Raw genomic sequence first — 17,292 nt, 5'->3', positions numbered from 1 at the left:
CCGGCTCCCGCCTCGCCGCCCACGGCCAGCAGTTCGCGACGAGCGGCGCCAGCGCCATCGCCTACGCCGCCACCCGCAGCCTCGCCACCGGCACCAGCTTCGGCGACAACATCATCGCCTCGCTCCCATCCGTCATCGGCCAAACCATCGGCGGAATGCTCGGCGATGCGATCAACGGCGCCTTCGCCGGCAACAGCCGCACCGGCAAGGCGGGCGGGATCGGCCTCGATCCGGGCGACCCGCTGATTTCGGGCGACGTCACGCCGAGCGGAGCCGAACTCGTCGCCGCGCTCTCGCCGCTGCCTTATCTGGGCGAGGTGCCACCCTCCGCCGCCGAACTGGCGGCCGCCGCCAACGGCTATGCGACCGTGGGGGGGAACACCGCAGGGAACGGTAGACCGCGAGGCTCCGTCTACCTTGAGTATGACGGTCAGATTCTCGAAGGCGGGCCGGCAAATGGCATAAGCGCGGCGAACGCACCGCGCATCGTGGCGCGACCGACGCCCGAGTGGATGGAAGGGCCGGATGGGCTGCGCGCCTTCGGCTATTATTACCAGCCCGATCCCAGTCAGAATCCTTACTTTGTCGATGCGATAAGCCCGGAAGCTTGGGAAAATTCACGATTTGATCGACTGGCCGGCAGCTTCATGGATACGGTCGTAACCTCAGGTCAGGAGATCGCCGGCGGGCTTAGCGATCTGGTGGTGGGCCTCGCCAGCATGGCGCAGCTCGGTAGCGACATCATCGCACTGACGCCCGCCAGCATGACCCGCAACCACGAGCGGGCGCAAGCATTCTCGGCCTGGTGGAACGATCCGAGCACCAGCGTAACCGGCGCGATCTTCAACGCCACCGCAGGCCAAGCTGCCCATGTGGTGGATCAATTGTTCACCCATGACAATCTGCGGCCGATGACAACCTACGTCGCCGGAAGCGCGTTAGGGGCACGTTTTGCACCCGGACTGACGTTCAACGGAACCGTCAATCAGGGCGTCAACGCCGGATATGCGGCGCGCTTGGCTGCCGGCGGAACGTTCGACCTGGGCGTCAGCGGATCGCGATACGCGCTGAGCGCGCCGGCCATCGCGGGATTCCAAAGAGCGACGGGAACGGTCAACACGCGCGCCTTCGTCGTGCACGGGAATTCGGCGGCATCCCCTCGGACCGCATATTTGTACGAACTCTACTCGACGGATGGAACGTTCCTAAAGAACGGCATCACGCAGAATATGGATACCCGCTATTCCAAAGCCTTCATGAAGGATAAGTACATGCTGCGCGTCGATCAGGGGTCGCGCGCAGACATGATCGCTCTGGAACGTCAACGTACTATTGCCAATCCGGGACCACTTAATCGCGAGCCTTGGGCTATAAAAGCGAGAAACATACAATGATAACCATCGGTATTGATTTTGGTGGGCCTGAGCATCGGGAATCTGACGTTAGTAAGATATTGATCAAAGCCTCTCAGGTGGCCGCACGAGTGCGAGATCCGGGATACGATGATGGTCAGGAAGCATGGATTAACCCTATCTTTGTCGTGCCTGGTACCATCAATGAACCTGATTTTACAGGCCACAAACTGGGACATTTCTCAAAGAAGGAGAAAGGCCTCTCAGTCGCAATTGCAGTCCCTCAATCGGTCGCAGATGGTAAGGGCATTCAGGAATTCATCGGTCAGTCGCTGCGTGAGGCGGTGCGTCTGGCGGCAGCGTATTTCGCATCAAAAGGAATCAGCTTTTCCACGTTGAAGGCGGAAAAGATCATTCTTGCGATCGAGGCGAATCTCGCAAACGCTACAGCAATATAGCCGACTGACCTACGTCGCCACGTCGTTCCTCGGCCCGGTCGGCGGCGCGGTGGCGGGCAATGTGGCGGGCCAGGGGTTCGGGCTGGCGACGGGCATCCAGGAGGGCGGGTTCGACTTCAAGAGCGTGGCGATCACCGCGCTCTCGGCGGGGCTGTCGGGCCCCTCCAGCGGCAACTTCCTGATCGACGCGGTGAACGGCGCGGTGAGCAACGCCGTCGTTCAGGGGATCGCCGTCGCGACCGAGCTCCAGTCGAACTTCGACTGGGCCGGCGTCGCCGCCGCGGGCATCGGCGCGGGCGTCGGCGGACAGGTACGAGGCCTGTTCGGCGGGGCGCAGGCCAAGCTCAACTTCGGCCAGACCCTGGCTGTAAGCAGCGCCAGCGCCATCACCTACGCCGCCACCCGCAGCCTCGCCGAAGGCACCAGCTTCGGCGACAACATCATCGCCTCGCTACCATCCGTCATCGGCCAGACCGTCGGGGGGATGCTCGGCGATTGGGTGAGCGACGCCTTCGCCGGCAGCAGCAGGACGGGCAAGGCGGGCGGAATGCCGGGGGCGAATGGCGGCGCCGAAGACCTGAACGCCGACCTCGCCGGACCGCCCGACCTGTCTTTCGGACCGGTCGGCAGCATCGACCTGCCCGCCGATCTCGCAGGCTCGGCCTACATGACCCCAGGCGCGCCCGCCATCGCCCAGGAACCCTATCCCCTCGCCGGCCATGGCTACCCCCTTGCCCTGAGCGATCCCGCCACAGGCGAGATTTTCATCACCGGACAGCGCTTGGCGCCGGACTATGATCTCGGCATCGATGTCCTCACCCTGCTCAATGCCGGCTGGCTCGGCCGCGAACGCGGCGGATGGAGGCTGGAGAGCAACGCGAATCCTTACGAAGGCCAGATAGCCAGGGCCTACACGCCATGGACGAGATTGAAGGAGGCGATATGGGGACGACAACGTCAGGCCTATGATCTCTGGGACGCGGGCGGTCTGGGATATGTCGCAGCACCGGTGGAATTCGTCTTTTCACCGATCACGGGTCCGCTGGACTTCGGCTCCTCCTACTATCGCGGCCGGGCCGGCACCGTCGCGCCGTTCGACCGGCAAACCACCGACATCGGTCTGTTTACATTGGGCGGCGCGCGAGCAATGCCTGCAAAACTGGGCAACGTTGGTCATGTCGCAGACAGCGCGGCAGGCAGAGGCGTTTATTTCTTCGATCAGCAGGCTCTCCCGTATATCGATCGAGCGGATGCAACGCTGGGGCGCACCGGAGAAGCCCATTTCTTCATGCCACTAGAGGATTCTGCTATTGTGACCGATGCTGCGAGTGCCTACCGCTACACGGGTGGCGCACCTTCTCTGGAGCGGGCATATATCTCGGGTGGTGATGTCTTCGGTGTCGAATTCCCGTTAAACGGACTGTCTCCCAGACTGCCAACGGCAGCGGACACGGCGCTTCCCCATTTCCTCGAAGGTGGCCACACCGCGCTGAGATTGCCGAACGGAGGCGGATATTTGGTCAATCCGACACGCGAATTTGTCGTGCCGGGAGGCGGTTCAATACCAAGCGGATCGACGCTATTTAAGATTGATCCAAACGGTACCCGGATTCCGATACGGGAGTGGTAAATGATGTTGGGGAATGCTCTCAAGCTCTGCAAATTTTGTTCTAAGGGGTATCATGCGCCCTTCGAACGTTTTGAACGACTTTCTACAATCGAAGAGGGGCCAACTTTCCTGAACCGGTGCAAACTATGTGGCGCGCTATGGCATGAGAATTTGCATGCGGCGAAGTTGTTGTCCGTATCGGAAGCCAATGATTTATATCCGAATGCAACTATCTAGGGTTTGCTATCGTGCTAAAGGATTTTGAGCCTCAAAATGATCTCGAAGTGGCCATCGTCGAAGCGAAGCGCGGACACTTACATATCGATGCGCTGCTGATGAATATTGCGGCATCTTCTCTCTTTATTTCTAGCAAGGCGGAGGTACGAGATGATGGTCGCGGATTCGATCCGCTACTTCTGGAAAAAGATGGGAAGCCACTAGTGGCAGCCTTCTCATCATCGGATCGGCCTCGGCTACATAGCGACGTGGCAAGCTACATTCTGCAAATGAATGGGCGGGAATTTTTCCTTCGACTGCCCCCAAAATATGGAGTTATCATTAACCCTGGTTACGCAACGCAGTTGATAATCGCACCTGATGCTACGCCGAGCCTTAGGGATAAGCTGAAGGCGTAGGCCATGCCCGCACAGGAATTTCGGAATCATAAGCCAATTGGTCCGCCAAAATCGCTATAATTCCGGGGGTAATACATATTGCTCCGCGTATTAGCGCTGTCCTACACGTCTGCGTTCTGCTATTGTTCCGACTCGCCAGCGCTCCGCCGCCGGCTCGCTCTTTGACGCCGTCCGCCCCTCGCCTGCGCCGCAAGGCGCACGCCACCGTCCATCCGGTCCGGCCCCGCGCGAACAATCGCCTTTGAGCCTCAAATTCCTCAAACCTCACTCCGCGATATGCGCGAACTTCGTACACTGAACATGCTGAACTTCCGTTTCCGATATGCGCGAGCTTCGTGAAGTTTGGCCCGCCTGATCCGCGAGGAGCGGGCGTCGTTCCTCGACCATGACGGCGTCGCGGTCACGCCTGCGATCGACTACGCCTATGACGGGCTCGGCAACCTCACCCGCACCCGCCAGGCGGGCGCGGGCGACGCGGGCGAGCGCGTCACCCGCAACCTCTACGATGCGGGCGGGCGGCTCGAGAAGACGATCGACGCCGCGGGCGGGACCTTCGACTACGCCTATGACGCCGCCGGCAACCAGCTGGCGAGGACCTGGACCCGCCTCGCCTCGGACGGGACCCCCCGCCACGAAGGCCTGCTCTCAAGCTATGACAGGCTCGGCCGCCTCACCGCCCAGGCCACCGCCGGCCGCGCCACCCCCGCCGCTCCGAAGCGTTACCGCTCGCCGCGCCAGCGGAACGTCACCGCAGCATTGGCCGGCAGACGATAGCGGAAGTGCCCGGCAGGCGCGTTCACCGCCACGTCGGCGGCATCTTTGCCGGCATTGAAGGCAAGCAGCACCTGCGATCCGTCGGGATTGACGAACGCGACGCTCTCGACAGCCGCCACCGGACTGGTCGAGGCAATGCGTCGCGCGCCCGGCCGCACGAACCGGCTGAGATGACCGAGCGCGTAATATTCGGGGTTGCGCGTCACCGCCCCCGTCTTGCTGTCGATCGTCACCACACCGCGGCAATCGCCGCAGCCGCCCAGATGCGGGCCGAATTTCTCGTCGAGCGCGAGGTTCCACAGCAGCACGCCTCGCGCCCAGTGGCGCGTGGCGCCGATGATCAGGTTGCGCATCGTCCATGGCCAGGCGTCCGGCCAGGCGGCGGACCATTCTCCGCTCGAACATTCGGTGAAGAACACGTCCCTGTCGGGATGCTTCTCGCGCACGATGCTCTGAGCGGAGACGTCGCCGCCATAGCAGTGCCAGGCGACGCCGGAGATGTGGCTAGCGGCCTCGGCGTCGGCCAGGACACCCAGCGGCTGTTCGGGCTTGTCCCAGTTGTGATCCCATTCGAGAATCTCGGTCTTCAGCCCCGCCGCCTTGAACTGCGGGCCGACATGATCGCCGATGATCTCCGCGCGCTGGGCCGGGCTCAAACGCATGCCGGGATAGTTCTCCGGCTCGAAATCGGGCTCGTTCTGGATGCTCAGATAATGAACCGGCACGCCTTCCGCCGTGAAATCCTGCACGGTCCGCGTCAGATAGGTCGCGAATGGGGCATAGGCCTCCTCTCGCAGCGTGCCCTTGATCAGGCTATCGGTGCTCTTCATCCAGCCCGGCGCGCTCCACGGAGAGGCCATGATCTTGAGCTCGGGATTGATCGCGAGAGCCGCGCGCACCGTCGGCAGCACCTCCGCCTTGGCCGGCGCGATCGAGAAATGCCTGAGCTCGGGATCGGTCTGGCCCTTCGGCATGTCGTCATAGCTGTAATGCGTGCGCGAGAAATCGGACGCGCCGATCGTCACGCGGGTGAAGCCGATGCCGATGCCCGGTGCGGGACCGAACAGATCGGTGAGCAGCGCCTTCCGCGCGTCGGGCGTCATCTTCTGGATCAGATAGGCGGACGCGTCAGTCACCGAAGCGCCGAAGCCGACCATCTCCTGATAGCGCTGGCTGGGATCGACGGCGATCGCAGCTCCCGGCGCCTGGCCTACCGCCCATTTCAGCGCGGGTTGCTCGGCAAGCAGCGCGGTCCGGTCCTGGGTGGTCAGCCACATCTGGACCCGGGGGCTGGCATCCGCCGGTCGCAAACCATCGGCGGAGGAGCAGCCGGCCAGCGCCAGCGTTGCGAGCATTCCGCCGAGGCTCTTCAGGGTCGGTCCGGGGTGCGGCATGGTCTCTCTCCCTCTTATATCATTCCGCCGACAGAAAGCTTGCGACCGTCAGCCGCCCGGTGCGCGGATCGTCGGTCAGCGCGGAATCGTCGGCGATGGCGGCGCAGTGCAACAGGCTGCTGCGATAGATCAGCGCGCGGTTCCAGGCGGGCGCGAAATCGGCGATCCGCTCGAAGATCGGCGTGTCGCCGGCGATATAGCCGGGCGGCGGCTCGCCATGTGTCCGGAAATCGGCCTGCAGCGCATCGAGATAGATGCGGTGGCGCGCCGCGTTCACTGTCTCGAAGCCGGTCGAGCGGTGGCGGTAGAAACTGGTGCCGCTCGCGCCGGCGCGCGTCAGATAGTGGATGATCGCGATCATGCCGTCCTCGACCCCATCGAAATGCGGGATGCGCTGGGGCAGCGCCAGATCGCCCGGCGGGGTCGTGGCCAGCGAATAGAGCGCGCCGGAGACTTCCAGCCGATTGCGAAAACCGAACACATCGCGCACGACGGGCGCAAGGATCGCCGCCAGTCCATCGAAATAACGCGGCGTGACCTGCGCGCGGACGCCGGGATAATATTGGCTCCAGGTCGAAAATGTCAGCGTCGTCGCGTCCTCGACCAGTTGCTCCGGACAGGGTGAGAAGTTGTCGATCACGACCACCGGCTCGCCCTCATGGCCGATGCGTTCGATCCGCGCCGATCGCGTGCTCACCGGGCGTACCCGGCGTTGACAGCCGGCTGGCAAGCGCGGACGCTGGCGCGATGCAAGCGATCCCGATCCAACGCGACGTAACGCCCGTCGTCTTTCACGACGAGATTCGCGCCGCCGCAAAGCCCGTGGTGATGAAGGGTCTGGTCGGCGACTGGCCGCTGGCGCGCGCGGCCAGCGATGCGGAGGCGGTGGCGCTGCTCGCCGGATATGCGGGGGATCGTTCCATTCAGCATGTCCGCGCCGCGCCCGAGACGGAAGGCCGGCTGCACTACGGCAACGATCTCCGCGCGCCCAATTTCGCGCGGGAGGAGGTGCCGCTGGGTGCCTTCCTCGACGCGTTGCTGGCGGAAGCCGCGAAGCCTCATCCCGATACGCTCGCGGTGCAGGGGCTGACGGCGCCCGATCATCTGCCGGGTTTCGTCGAGGCGCATGCGATGCCTCTTGTGCCGTCCGCCGTCATCCCGCGCTTGTGGATCGGCAACGCCGCCAAGGTCGCGACGCATCATGATCCGTCGGAGAACATCGCCTGCGTCGCGGTGGGACGCCGCCGCTTCACCCTGTTTCCGCCCGATCAGGTCGCCAACCTCTATATGGGGCCGTTCCACCTGACCCCGGCGGGAACGCAGGTGAGCATGGCGCATGTGACGGCGCCCGATCTGGACCGCTTCCCGCGCTTTGCCCAGGCGCTCGAGGCGGCGCAGACGGCCGAACTCGGCCCCGGCGACGCGCTCTACATCCCCTATCAATGGTATCACCATGTCGAGGCGCTCGACCGGGTGAACGTCCTCGTCAACTATTGGTGGGATCCTGCGCGCACGGACATCGGATCGGCATGGGATGCGCTGATGCATGGGCTGATGACGCTCAGGAACCTGCCCGCCGACCAGCGCCGCGCCTGGCGCGCGATGTTCGATCGCTATGTCTTCCTCGAGGACGGTGATCCCGGTGAGCATCTGCCGCCGCAGGCGCGCGGCATATTGGGCGCAACCGGGCCCGATGCGGTGGCGCAGATGCGGCGCCAGCTGATCGCGAAGCTGCAGCGCCAGGCTGGCGGAGGGCGCTGACCCGGGCATCAGGCGGGCGCGGGGCAGGTCTTGGCGACGAAATCGGCGTGGGACGGCATCAGCCGCACGCATTTGGCGATCACCGCCTCGATATTGCCGAGGAACTGCGCGACCTGCGCGTCGCTCTTGATATCGACCAGCGGATCGTAGCCGCGCGGGATCACGCCCTGGCCCAGGAACACCTGGATCCAGCTTTCTTCCGAAAACAGTTCCTCATCCTCGCGGAAGATGCGGCCATTGGCGGCGAACAGATTCATCTTGCGCTGCAAGGTCGCGGGCACCTCCATCGTCCGGCAATAATCCCAGAACGGTGTGTCGTTCCGCTCGGTCGCCTTGTAGTGAAGGATGATGAAGTCGCGGATGCGCTCATATTCGAAATCGGTCTGGCGGTTGAACTCGTCGATCCCCGCCTGGTCGAAGCCCGCATCGGGCAGCAGCCGCACCATGCGGATCACCGACGACTGGATCAGGTGCAGGCTGGTCGATTCGAGCGGCTCCATGAACCCCGCCGCCAGCCCGACCGCGACGCAATTCCTGTTCCATATCCGCTTGCGCTTGCCCGTGACGAAGCGCAGCCGCAGCGGATCGGCGCGCTGTTCGCCGTCGAGATTGTCGAGCAGCACGCGCTCGGCCGCATTGTCGTCGATATATTTGCTCGAATAGACATGGCCGTTGCCGGTGCGGTGCTGCAGCGGGATGCGCCACTGCCAGCCGGCCTCGCGCGCGGTCGACCGGGTATAGGGGGTGAAATCGGCCGAGCGTTCGCACGGCACCGCGATCGCGCGGTCGCACGGCAGCCAATGAGTCCAGTCCTCGTACCCGGTCTTCATCGCCTGCTCGATGATCAGGCCGCGAAAGCCCGAGCAATCGACGAAGAAATCGGCTTCGATCACCTCGCCGTCATCCATCGTCACCGATTTGACGAAACCGTCCTCGTTGCGCAGCGCGACGCCGGCGATCTTGCCCTCGCGCCGCCTGACGCCGCGCTCCTGCGCATAGCCGCTCAGGAAACGGGCATAGAGGCCCGCGTCGAAATGGAAGGCGTTGGCGATGTGGCCGATCGGGGATTCGCCCATATCGGGCTTGGCGCGCATGAACTTGTTCTCGAGCGCGGCGGCGGTGTTGATCGAGAAATTGGCGAAATCGCTCGCGCGGCCCTGCGCCCGCATCTTCAGCCAATATTGGTGGCAGCGAAGCCAGCCCAGATCCTGCCCGATCACGCCGAAGCCATGGATATAGCTCTCGCCCTTGCGCCACCAGTCGTTGAACTGAATGCCCAACTTGAAGGTGCCCTGAGTGCGCTGGAGGAACTCGTTCTCGTCCAGCCCCAGCAGCTCGTTGTATTTTTTGATCGCCGGGATCGTTGCCTCGCCGACGCCGACGGTGCCGATCTCCTCGGATTCGACCAGTGTGATTTCGTACAGGCCCTGGAACAGCTTGGCGAGCAGCGCCGCGGTCATCCAGCCAGCCGATCCGCCGCCCGCGATCAATATCCGCCGCAACTGCTGCATCATCCGTTCGCCCCTACCGCGCGGTCTCGCAGCGCGTCACCGTCTGGACCGGCAACGCGCCGGTCTGCCGGGGTGCGGCATAGCGCAAACCATAACCACGGGCGAACTGCACAATACTGCCCGCGCCCTCGGCTCCGATCAGAAGCGGTAGTTGAAGCCGAGCAGGAACTGCCGGCCGTATTTCTCATAGGTTTCCAGCAGGGTCCCGCCATCGGCAGTGGTGGTGCCGCCGCTGTCGAGGCCCAGCCGCGTGCGATAGGGCGAATCGGTCAGGTTGTTGACTTGGAACAGCACGCCCAGCCCCTCCAGCGCACCGCCCTGGAAGGTATAGCCCACCTGCGCGTCGATCTGCTTGTCCGCCAGGATCTCGGTGAAGCCGCGCGTGGCGAACAGCTGCACCACTTCGCCCTTGAAGGCCGACCGGTAGCGCTGGCTGATCCGCGCCTGGAAGCCGCCGCGTTCGTAATAGGCGGTGATGTTGTAGATCGTCCCCGACAGGCCGGGAATGCGGACCTCCTGCGTCGGATCGGGGTTCGAAGTCGGATTGAGGTCCGATTCGGTCAGCGACAGGCTGCCGATCAGCCCCAGCCCCTCAAGCGGATTCCACAACGTCCCGAAGTTGATCGCGCCGCTGAACTCCAACCCCTTGATCGTCCCGCCCTTGCCGTTGGCCGGCAGGGTGATCTGGCCAATCGGGCTGATGACCTGATTGGCATAGGCGCTCTGCCCCGCGGCCGGAACCGGAATGCCGGTGAAGTCAAAGGTTCCGGTCTGCTGATAGATATAGGTGTCGAGATCCTTGTAGAAACCGGCGATCGAAAGATAGGTGGTGGAATTGACATACCATTCATAGGCGACGTCCAACGCGGTCGCTCGCCATGGCTCCAGATTCGGATTGCCGCCCGACGCCGACCAGGGATTGACCGCCTCTCCCGCCGCACAGCCGGGAGGCGGACGGTTCGAGCACTGGAAGAGGTCGAAGCCGGGTGTCACATTGGCGCGCATCTCGTCCATGCGCGGGCGCGCCATCGTCTTGGACGCGGCGAAGCGCAGTCGATGTCCGCCTCCAAGATCGTAGATCAGGTTCAGACTGGGCAGGATGTCGGTATACTCCGCCCCCTCGGTGATCAGGGTGGGCACGATCGGCTGTCCCTGCTCCAGCCCGTTGATCACCACCCCGCTGGATTTCTGGTTCTGCTGCACCAGCTGCACGCCGATATTGCCGCGCAGATTGCCCCAGTCGATGTTGGCTTTGGCGAACCAGGTGACCACTTCCTCTTCAATGTCCCAATTCTTGTCGAAGAAGTTGGCATCGAGGATCGGGGCGGAAACCCAATATTCATCAAGCGCGGATTCGAGGTCGATGCTCAGCACGTTGCCGAAGCCGACAAAGCCGAGCGAGGTCGGATCCACCAGGTAACGCGGATCGACCGTCACCTGCTGGCGGCCGTTCTTGAGAAACAGGTCGTTGTCTGAAACGCGTTTGGTCTTGTCGCGGTGGGTGAAGTTCACGCCAGCGTCGAAGCCGCTGAAAAAGCCCTCCACCTCGTGGCTCAGCCTGAGGTCGATCGCCCAGACGGTTTCCTTGACGTCGGGAAAGCGGATCGACCCGTCATGTGCCCAGCCGCCCCACGGCGCCCGGTCGCCAAGCGAAATCTGGTCGGCGTCGGCATAGTCCAGACCTTCCGAATAGGTCGGATATCCATCATCGGGTACGATGAAATCGATCGTATCGAACGTGCGGCCGACATCTGGCGTGGCGGGAGACACGCCACCCGTCCCCATGCCGTAGCCCGCATAGGTCTCCAGGATCTGCTCGCGCCGATTGTTGGTCGAGTAGGACAGGTCGGTGACGAAGCGGGTGCGGTCGTCAAGCTTGAATTCGTTGTTGAGCCCGGCCGAGAACAACTCGTCCTCACGCGTATTGAAATCGTTGCGTAGGATCGGAACGACCCGGTTGGCGGTACCGCTCATCGCGACCGGCGTGCCGCCGCGATCCTCGGCCTCGACATCGGTGAAGAAGGCGCCGTCCGCCCAGGCGTTGGAGAACCATTGCGCCCCGCGCATCGTCTCTTCCTGCTCGAAGCGGGAATAATAGACGTCGAGCGTCGAATGCACGTTGTCGCTCGGCTCCCATTCGAGGATGCCGATGGCTGCATGGCGCTTGTTAAGGCGCGAGGTGGCGAAGGCCTCCTGCCCATTGAGGATCAGCGCGTCGTTCGCAGTATCGGGCGTCACGGAATCGGGGGAGCACATCGGGTCGGGCGGCGGCACCGTATCCGGCTCGCAGACGCCTCCGAACGCCTCATAGCCGTAGGCCTTGTAATGCTTGTTTTGCGACGGTGAATCCAGATAGGCATAGCCGATCGCCAGACCGATAGTGTCGTTCGCGAACTGGTCGATATAGCTTGCGCTGGCTCGGAATCCCCAATTGCGGACATCGGCGTTCAGCCGCTCGCCTTCGGTCTTCTCGCCGCGCAGGTTGAGCGCGATCGCCTTCCGGCCGAATTCGAGCGGGCGCACCGTGCGCAGATCGGCGGTGCCAGACAGACCCATGCCGGAGATCTGTGCGTCGGGCGTCTTGTAGATTACCACACCCGAAAGCAGCTCGGACGGATATTGGTCGAACTCGACGGCGCGGTTGTCGCCCGAACTCGCCTGCTGGCGGCCGTTGAGCAGCGTCGTCGTGAAATCGGGGGCGAGGCCGCGGATAGAGATCACTTGCGCGCGTCCATTGACTCGCTGTGCGGCAAGCCCCGGCAGGCGCGCGATCGATTCGGCGATCGAGACGTCGGGCAGCTTGCCGATGTCCTCGGCGGAAATCGCCTCGACGATCGACGTCTCGTTCCGCTTGAGGTTGATCGAATCCTGAAGCCCGCGGCGGATGCCGGTTACTATGATTTCCGTTTGCTCGTGTGGTTCGGCCTCTTCGGGCGGCGGCGTGTCCTGCGCGCGGGCGACGGTCGGCAGGGCGGCGGCGATCGCCAGCGCCGACGCCGCGAGATGGAATTTCTTCGACCGCGACGCCTCGGCCCGTTCCTTGCCCATGAATACCTCCCCCGATTTTCCGACACCCCCGTCCGCCCGCGACCGAGCTGTTTGGAAGCGCTTCCAATTTGCTAATCGATCCGCGATTCGGGCGCAATCGATAATATGCCGGCGAGCTTCGACGGCGCCGCCGCGGACTGGCGTTCGATGATGCGGTGGCCGACGAACTCGTGCCGCGCGGCCTCGGCCGCGCCGCCATTCTCGATCTGCTTCACCAGCAGGTCCGCGGCGCGCCGCGCGATCTCCTTGATCGGCTGATGCACCGTCGTCAGCGGCGGCCACATGATGTCCGACAGCGGCGTATCGTCGAAGCCGACCACCGAGATATCCCCCGGTATCGCCAGGCCGTGCTTGTGACAGACCAGCATCGCGCCCGCCGCCATGTCGTCATTGGCGCAGACGATGACGGTCACGCCGGTCCGCCCGGCGAGGATCTGCTCGGTGCATTCGATGCCCGACCGGAAGGTGAAGTTGCCGCGCGCGGCGATGCTCGAGGCCGGGTCGATCCCCGCCTCGGCCAGCGCGCGGACAAAGCCGGCATGACGGCCTTCGGCGGAGATGTGCCCCTCCAGCCCCTTGACATAGGCCATCCGCCGATGGCCCAGCGCGATCAGATAGCGCGCCATGTCATAGCCCGCGGTCTCGTCGTCGATGCCGATCGACGGCGCGATCCCCCGCACCGCTTCCCCGGCGGAAATGCACACCACCGGGCAATCGGCCGCCATGATCGCGCGCACCAGCCCCGGCTCGTCCGAGAAGGGCGGCGGCAGGATCAGCCCGTCGCAGCGCCCGCTTTCGATGAACGACATGATCCGCTCGCGCCAGCCGCCGGCCGCATAATCGACCGCCTGCGTCGTCAGCTGGTATCCATGCTCGGCGCAGCCGGTCAGCGCGCCCAGCTCCAGGCCCGAATGATAATAGCTGTTGGGCTCTGCCTCCAGATTGGATTCGTGGATCAGCACGATCTGGCGGCTGTTGCCGGTGGCGAGATTGCGCGCCTGGACATTAACCCGATAGCCCAGCTGATCGATCGCCTCCATCACCCGGCGCCTTACCGAGGGGCGAACATTGGGGCCGTCGTTGATCACGCGCGAAACGGTCGTGCGCGCCACGCCGGACAGCGTCGCCACATCGTCGATCGTCGGTTTCTTCTTGATCAACTGCCCCTCGCTGGCCTTGGACCTATTGCGCCGCGAAGGGCTCCGCAAGCCGGTTCGGCGCGTCGCCAGGACCAAGTTGCTCGAATGAAACGACGATCCGGCGGACGAAGCGTTCTCAACCAGGCGCCGCCACAGCCAGCTTGACAGCCCCGGTTAATTTAAACAAATTTCTTAAATGGCCTGCCTCTTGAAGCGCAGGGCCTTGAAGATCGCGCGCTCCGGCGACACGCGACGTGAAGGGAGGTCTTGTGAAGGATAGCTCAAGGGAACCGCGCTTCGGCTGCCCCGCGCACGAGTCTGCCGGCGCATGACCACGGCGGTGCACACGCGCGCCGTGGTGGCGATGAGCCTGGGCGGGTTGCTGTTCGGGTTCGACACGGCGGTGATCTCCGGGGTCACCGATGCGTTGCGCTCCAACTATTCCCTGAGCGCGGCCGGCCTGGGCGTGGCGGTATCCGCGGCGTTATGGGGAACGCTGGCCGGCGCGATGCTCAGCGGCGCGCCGGGCGACCGTTACGGCAGCTTGGGCGTCCTGCGCGCGATCGGGCTGCTCTATGTGATTTCGGCGATCGGCTGCGCGCTTGCCGGCGATCTGATTACCTTCTCCGCGTTTCGCTTCGTCGGCGGCATTGCGATCGGCGGATCGTCGGTGCTGATCCCCGTCTATATCGCCGAGATAAGTCCGCCCGCGCGGCGCGGTTTCCTGGTCGGGCTGTTCCAGCTCAACATCGTCATCGGCATCCTTGTCGCCTATCTGAGCAACTTCCTGATCGGGCAGATCGCCCCAGACGATCTGGCCTGGCGCTGGAAGCTGGCGGCGGCGACGGCGCCCGCGGTGGTCTTCGCGCTGCTGCTGATCGGCACGCCGCACAGTCCACGCTGGCTCACCGCGCGCGGCAGGCATGCGCAGGCGGCGACGGCGGCCGAGCAGCTCGGCATCGAAATCGCCGGCCGGGCGGACGACGAAGCCCATGAAGGGCGGCTGCGCTGGCGGGCGCATCGCCGGCCAATCCTGCTCGCGATCGCGATGGGATTGTTCAACCAGCTCTCCGGGATCAACGCGATCCTCTATTATCTCAACGACATCTTCGCGGCCGGCGGCTTCACCGGGCTTTCGGGAGACGCGCAGGCGGTCGCGGTCGGCGCGGCCAACCTGGCCGCCACCATGGCGGCGATGCTGGTGATCGATCGGATCGGCCGCAAGCCGTTGCTGATCATGGGCGGTCTGGTGACCGCGCTGGCCCTGGCCGGCGTGGCGCTGGTCTATTCCGGCGCTGCGCCCAACACGCTTCTGCTGCCGCTGCTGATCCTGTTCATCGTCGCGTTCGCGATGTCCCAGGGCGCGGTGATCTGGGTCTTCCTGAGCGAGATCTTCCCCACCGACGTCCGGGCGCGCGGACAATCGATCGGCAGCGCGACGCACTGGATCGCCAATGCCGGGCTCTCCTTCGCCTTTCCGGTGATCGCCCAGTTCAACCAGGCGCTGCCCTTCTGGGTGTTCGCGGCGGCGATGCTGCTGCAGTCGCTGATCGTATGGTGGCTGTTCCCCGAAACCAAACGGGAGTCGCTGGAGGCGATGAGCGCCAGGCTCAGCGCCGGAAGGCCGGATCCGTCCTGAGACCCGCCCCAGGGATTTGACTTACGCATATCCCGATGGTTATGAGTTCAATCATAGCGAGCGAGTTATGCGTTTTATGTCCACCGCCCATGACGTGCTTTTCAGAACGCTCGCCGACCCGACCCGGCGCGCCATCTTCGAGCGGCTGTGCAGCGACGGAGAGCAGACGGTCGGGGCGCTCACGGCGCGCGCCGGGGTCTCGCAGCCGGCCGTGTCCAAGCATCTCGGCGTGCTGAGGCAGGCCGGGCTGGTGCGCCACCGCCAGGCGGGGCGGCAAACGCATTACAGCGCCCAGCGCGGCGCGCTTGCGCCGCTGATCGACTGGACGAGCCAGATGGCCAGTTTCTGGGAGCGCCGGTTCGACGATCTCGAGGATCTGCTCAAGAGGATGGATCAGTGAGCGGCGCATCGGCCGACATCCGGTCCGTCATCGTCGAGCGGGAGATCGCCCATCCGCCGGAGAAGATCTGGCGCGCGCTCACCCAGCCGCACCTGATCGAGGAGTGGCTGATGAAGACCGACTTCAAGCCAGCCCTGGGCCACCGGTTCGGCTTTCGCGCCGAATGGGGCGATGTCGGCTGCGAAATCGTGGAGATCGAGCCGAACCGGACGCTCTCCTACACATGGGCGGGCAAGGATCTGGACAGCATCGTCACCTGGACGCTCTTTCCGACGCCTGCCGGAACCCGCCTGCGCATGGAGCAGGCGGGCTTCCGGCCCGATCAGAAGCTGGCCTATCACGGCGCCAGAGCCGGGTGGCCGCGCTTCCTCGCCAGGCTGGAGCAGGTCCTGGCGCGGATGGATTGAAGCCGGCGGCGCAAAATCAGGGAGGAGAAGGCATGAACAACGGCGGATCGCAACAGGGCGCATCGCCCGCCCGACCGGCAAAGGCGCCGGGCGACTGGCGCGGCGAGATGCTCGGCCGGCTGCGCGCGCTGATCGTGGAGGCCGACCCCGACGCGGTCGAGGAGGTGAAGTGGCGAAAGCCGTCCAACCCCGCCGGGGTGCCGGTGTGGGAGCATGCCGGGATGATCTGCACCGGCGAGACCTACAAGGACAAGGTGAAGCTCACCTTCGCCAAGGGCGCGTCGCTGGACGACCCGGCCGGCCTGTTCAACTCCAGCCTCGACGGCAACACGCGGCGCGCCATCGATTTCCGCGAGGGTGAGGCGATCGACGAGGCGGCGCTGAAGGCGCTCGTCCGCGCGGCCGTCGCGCTGAACCTGTCCAAGGCCGGGAAATAGGAGGCGCCGGTGAAGTGGAACATCTGGATTCGGCAGGCCCATCGCTGGCTGTCGATCATCTTCACCGCGATCGTCGCGGGCATCTTCGCCATGCTGGGCGCGGGCGAGGAGCCGGTTCAATGGGTCTATCTCCTGCCCCTGCTCCCGCTCGCCTTGCTCGCGCTCTCCGGCCTCTACCTGTTCGCGCTGCCCTATGCCGCCAGACGGCGCGGCGGGCGGCGCGCCCGGCCGCAGGAATGAGCAGCGTGGCGGGCAAGACGACCGGCAAGGCGAACGCCGCGGGCAAGCCGTCCGGCGGCAAGCCCGCCCTCCTCTCTGGCGGCAATCCGCAGATCCCGAAGGGCGACGGCGACGCCCCGGTGCAAGCCTATATCACGGCGATGCCGGGGTGGAAGAGCGAGGCCGGACGCCGCCTCGACGCGCTGATCGAGCGCACCGTGCCCGGCGTGCGCAAGGCGGTCAAATGGAACTCGCCGCTATACGGGATCGAGGGCCAGGGCTTCTTTCTCGGCATCCATTGCTACACGAAATACATCAAGGTGGCGCTGTTCCGGGGTGCGGCGCTGCGCCCCCTCCCCCCGGTCGAATCCAGGGACGCGCACACACGCTACTTCCACATCCATGAGGGCGAAGGGCTGGACGAGACGCTCGTCGCCGGCTGGATCAAGCAGGCGGCGGCGCTGCCCGGCTGGGTTCCCTGACGGCCGAGCCGGCGCTGCTTCCCGCGC

17 protein-coding genes are annotated in these 17,292 nt (G+C 64.6%); 12 read left to right on the top strand and 5 right to left on the bottom strand.

Going from position 1 to position 17,292, the window contains the following annotated elements:
* From D1610_RS17085 to D1610_RS11105, 5 genes are all read left to right on the top strand, one after another.
* On the top strand, positions 1–1,394 hold a 1,394-nt coding region (locus D1610_RS17085), incomplete at its 5' end, for a hypothetical protein (protein ID WP_182466794.1).
* Entirely contained in the window at positions 1,391–1,810 is a 420-nt protein-coding gene (locus tag D1610_RS16865) for a hypothetical protein (RefSeq protein WP_147414316.1), read from the top strand. The genes D1610_RS17085 and D1610_RS16865, both read left to right, overlap by 4 nt.
* A gap of 49 nt (positions 1,811–1,859) precedes the next feature.
* On the top strand, positions 1,860–3,440 hold the full coding sequence (locus D1610_RS17080; protein ID WP_222926995.1) for a hypothetical protein: 1,581 nt from the start codon (positions 1,860–1,862) through the stop codon (positions 3,438–3,440).
* Positions 3,441–3,703: 263 nt separating this feature from the next.
* Complete coding sequence (locus D1610_RS11110; RefSeq protein ID WP_182466792.1) at positions 3,704–4,054, top strand: SseB family protein; 351 nt, start codon at positions 3,704–3,706, stop codon at positions 4,052–4,054.
* Positions 4,055–4,396: 342 nt separating this feature from the next.
* Positions 4,397–4,828 carry a hypothetical protein gene (locus D1610_RS11105; RefSeq protein WP_118864239.1) on the top strand — a complete coding sequence of 144 codons (432 nt, stop codon included), beginning with the start codon at positions 4,397–4,399 and terminating at the stop codon, positions 4,826–4,828.
* On the opposite strand, the gene D1610_RS11100 is transcribed toward D1610_RS11105, so the two are convergent.
* Both D1610_RS11100 and D1610_RS11095 read right to left on the bottom strand, forming a co-directional pair.
* The gene (locus tag D1610_RS11100) at positions 4,774–6,222 is read right to left on the bottom strand and encodes a glycoside hydrolase family 30 protein (protein ID WP_222926994.1); all 1,449 of its coding nucleotides are present in this window, start codon (positions 6,220–6,222) and stop codon (positions 4,774–4,776) included. The genes D1610_RS11105 and D1610_RS11100 overlap by 55 nt on opposite strands.
* Positions 6,223–6,241: 19 nt before the next feature.
* Positions 6,242–6,919: a DUF6445 family protein gene (locus D1610_RS11095; RefSeq protein WP_245942169.1), complete on the bottom strand. Its 678-nt coding sequence runs from the start codon at positions 6,917–6,919 to the stop codon at positions 6,242–6,244.
* A gap of 50 nt (positions 6,920–6,969) precedes the next feature.
* Between D1610_RS11095 and D1610_RS11090 the strand changes: the two genes are divergently transcribed.
* Positions 6,970–7,983: a cupin-like domain-containing protein gene (locus D1610_RS11090; protein ID WP_118864237.1), complete on the top strand. Its 1,014-nt coding sequence runs from the start codon at positions 6,970–6,972 to the stop codon at positions 7,981–7,983.
* An 8-nt stretch (positions 7,984–7,991) separates the two neighbouring features.
* Here the strand turns inward: D1610_RS11090 and D1610_RS11085 are convergent, their stop codons facing one another.
* The 3 genes from D1610_RS11085 to D1610_RS11075 form a co-directional block, all read right to left on the bottom strand.
* Positions 7,992–9,497, bottom strand: a complete 1,506-nt coding sequence (locus tag D1610_RS11085) for a tryptophan halogenase family protein (protein ID WP_222926993.1) — start codon at positions 9,495–9,497, stop codon at positions 7,992–7,994.
* Between the two features lie 135 nt (positions 9,498–9,632).
* Positions 9,633–12,542 carry a TonB-dependent receptor gene (locus tag D1610_RS11080; RefSeq protein ID WP_118864236.1) on the bottom strand — a complete coding sequence of 970 codons (2,910 nt, stop codon included), beginning with the start codon at positions 12,540–12,542 and terminating at the stop codon, positions 9,633–9,635.
* Positions 12,543–12,613: 71 nt separating this feature from the next.
* The gene (locus tag D1610_RS11075; protein ID WP_118864235.1) at positions 12,614–13,702 is read right to left on the bottom strand and encodes a LacI family DNA-binding transcriptional regulator; all 1,089 of its coding nucleotides are present in this window, start codon (positions 13,700–13,702) and stop codon (positions 12,614–12,616) included.
* A gap of 307 nt (positions 13,703–14,009) precedes the next feature.
* On the opposite strand from D1610_RS11075, the gene D1610_RS11070 reads away from it, so the two are divergent.
* The 6 genes from D1610_RS11070 to D1610_RS11045 all read left to right on the top strand — a co-directional run bounded on the left by D1610_RS11070 (position 14,010) and on the right by D1610_RS11045 (position 17,265).
* Positions 14,010–15,320 (top strand): sugar porter family MFS transporter, encoded by a 1,311-nt coding sequence (locus D1610_RS11070; protein WP_182466791.1) that lies wholly within the window; start codon positions 14,010–14,012, stop codon positions 15,318–15,320.
* 76 nt (positions 15,321–15,396) lie between these two features.
* Positions 15,397–15,720: an ArsR/SmtB family transcription factor gene (locus D1610_RS11065; protein ID WP_118864265.1), complete on the top strand. Its 324-nt coding sequence runs from the start codon at positions 15,397–15,399 to the stop codon at positions 15,718–15,720.
* Positions 15,717–16,127: an SRPBCC family protein gene (locus D1610_RS11060; protein ID WP_118864234.1), complete on the top strand. Its 411-nt coding sequence runs from the start codon at positions 15,717–15,719 to the stop codon at positions 16,125–16,127. Before D1610_RS11065 ends, D1610_RS11060 begins: the two co-directional genes overlap by 4 nt.
* A 32-nt stretch (positions 16,128–16,159) precedes the next feature.
* Positions 16,160–16,564 (top strand): DUF1801 domain-containing protein, encoded by a 405-nt coding sequence (locus D1610_RS11055; RefSeq protein ID WP_118864233.1) that lies wholly within the window; start codon positions 16,160–16,162, stop codon positions 16,562–16,564.
* Positions 16,565–16,573: 9 nt separating this feature from the next.
* Positions 16,574–16,804, top strand: coding sequence for a hypothetical protein (locus tag D1610_RS11050; RefSeq protein WP_118864232.1), 231 nt, complete (start codon positions 16,574–16,576; stop codon positions 16,802–16,804).
* Between the two features lie 5 nt (positions 16,805–16,809).
* Positions 16,810–17,265 (top strand): DUF1801 domain-containing protein, encoded by a 456-nt coding sequence (locus D1610_RS11045; protein WP_245942167.1) that lies wholly within the window; start codon positions 16,810–16,812, stop codon positions 17,263–17,265.
* The last annotated feature ends 27 nt before the right edge of the window (positions 17,266–17,292 follow it).

The organism is Sphingomonas gilva (genome assembly GCF_003515075.1).
Classification (GTDB): domain Bacteria; phylum Pseudomonadota; class Alphaproteobacteria; order Sphingomonadales; family Sphingomonadaceae; genus Sphingomonas; species Sphingomonas gilva.
Note: the sequence above shows the minus strand (reverse complement) of the source record. Positions and strands in the feature narration are given on the sequence as shown.

Bases quoted from the DNA above. Each gene is read 5' to 3' on its own strand.
- D1610_RS16865 (WP_147414316.1), top strand. From the start codon at position 1,391: ATGATAACCATCGGTATTGATTTTGGTGGGCCTGAGCATCGGGAATCT.
- D1610_RS11100 (WP_222926994.1), bottom strand. From the start codon at position 6,222: ATGCCGCACCCCGGACCGACCCTGAAGAGCCTCGGCGGAATGCTCGCA.
- D1610_RS11090 (WP_118864237.1), top strand. From the start codon at position 6,970: ATGCAAGCGATCCCGATCCAACGCGACGTAACGCCCGTCGTCTTTCAC.
- D1610_RS11085 (WP_222926993.1), bottom strand. From the start codon at position 9,497: ATGATGCAGCAGTTGCGGCGGATATTGATCGCGGGCGGCGGATCGGCT.
- D1610_RS11080 (WP_118864236.1), bottom strand. From the start codon at position 12,542: ATGGGCAAGGAACGGGCCGAGGCGTCGCGGTCGAAGAAATTCCATCTC.
- D1610_RS11070 (WP_182466791.1), top strand. From the start codon at position 14,010: ATGACCACGGCGGTGCACACGCGCGCCGTGGTGGCGATGAGCCTGGGC.
- D1610_RS11065 (WP_118864265.1), top strand. From the start codon at position 15,397: ATGTCCACCGCCCATGACGTGCTTTTCAGAACGCTCGCCGACCCGACC.
- D1610_RS11055 (WP_118864233.1), top strand. From the start codon at position 16,160: ATGAACAACGGCGGATCGCAACAGGGCGCATCGCCCGCCCGACCGGCA.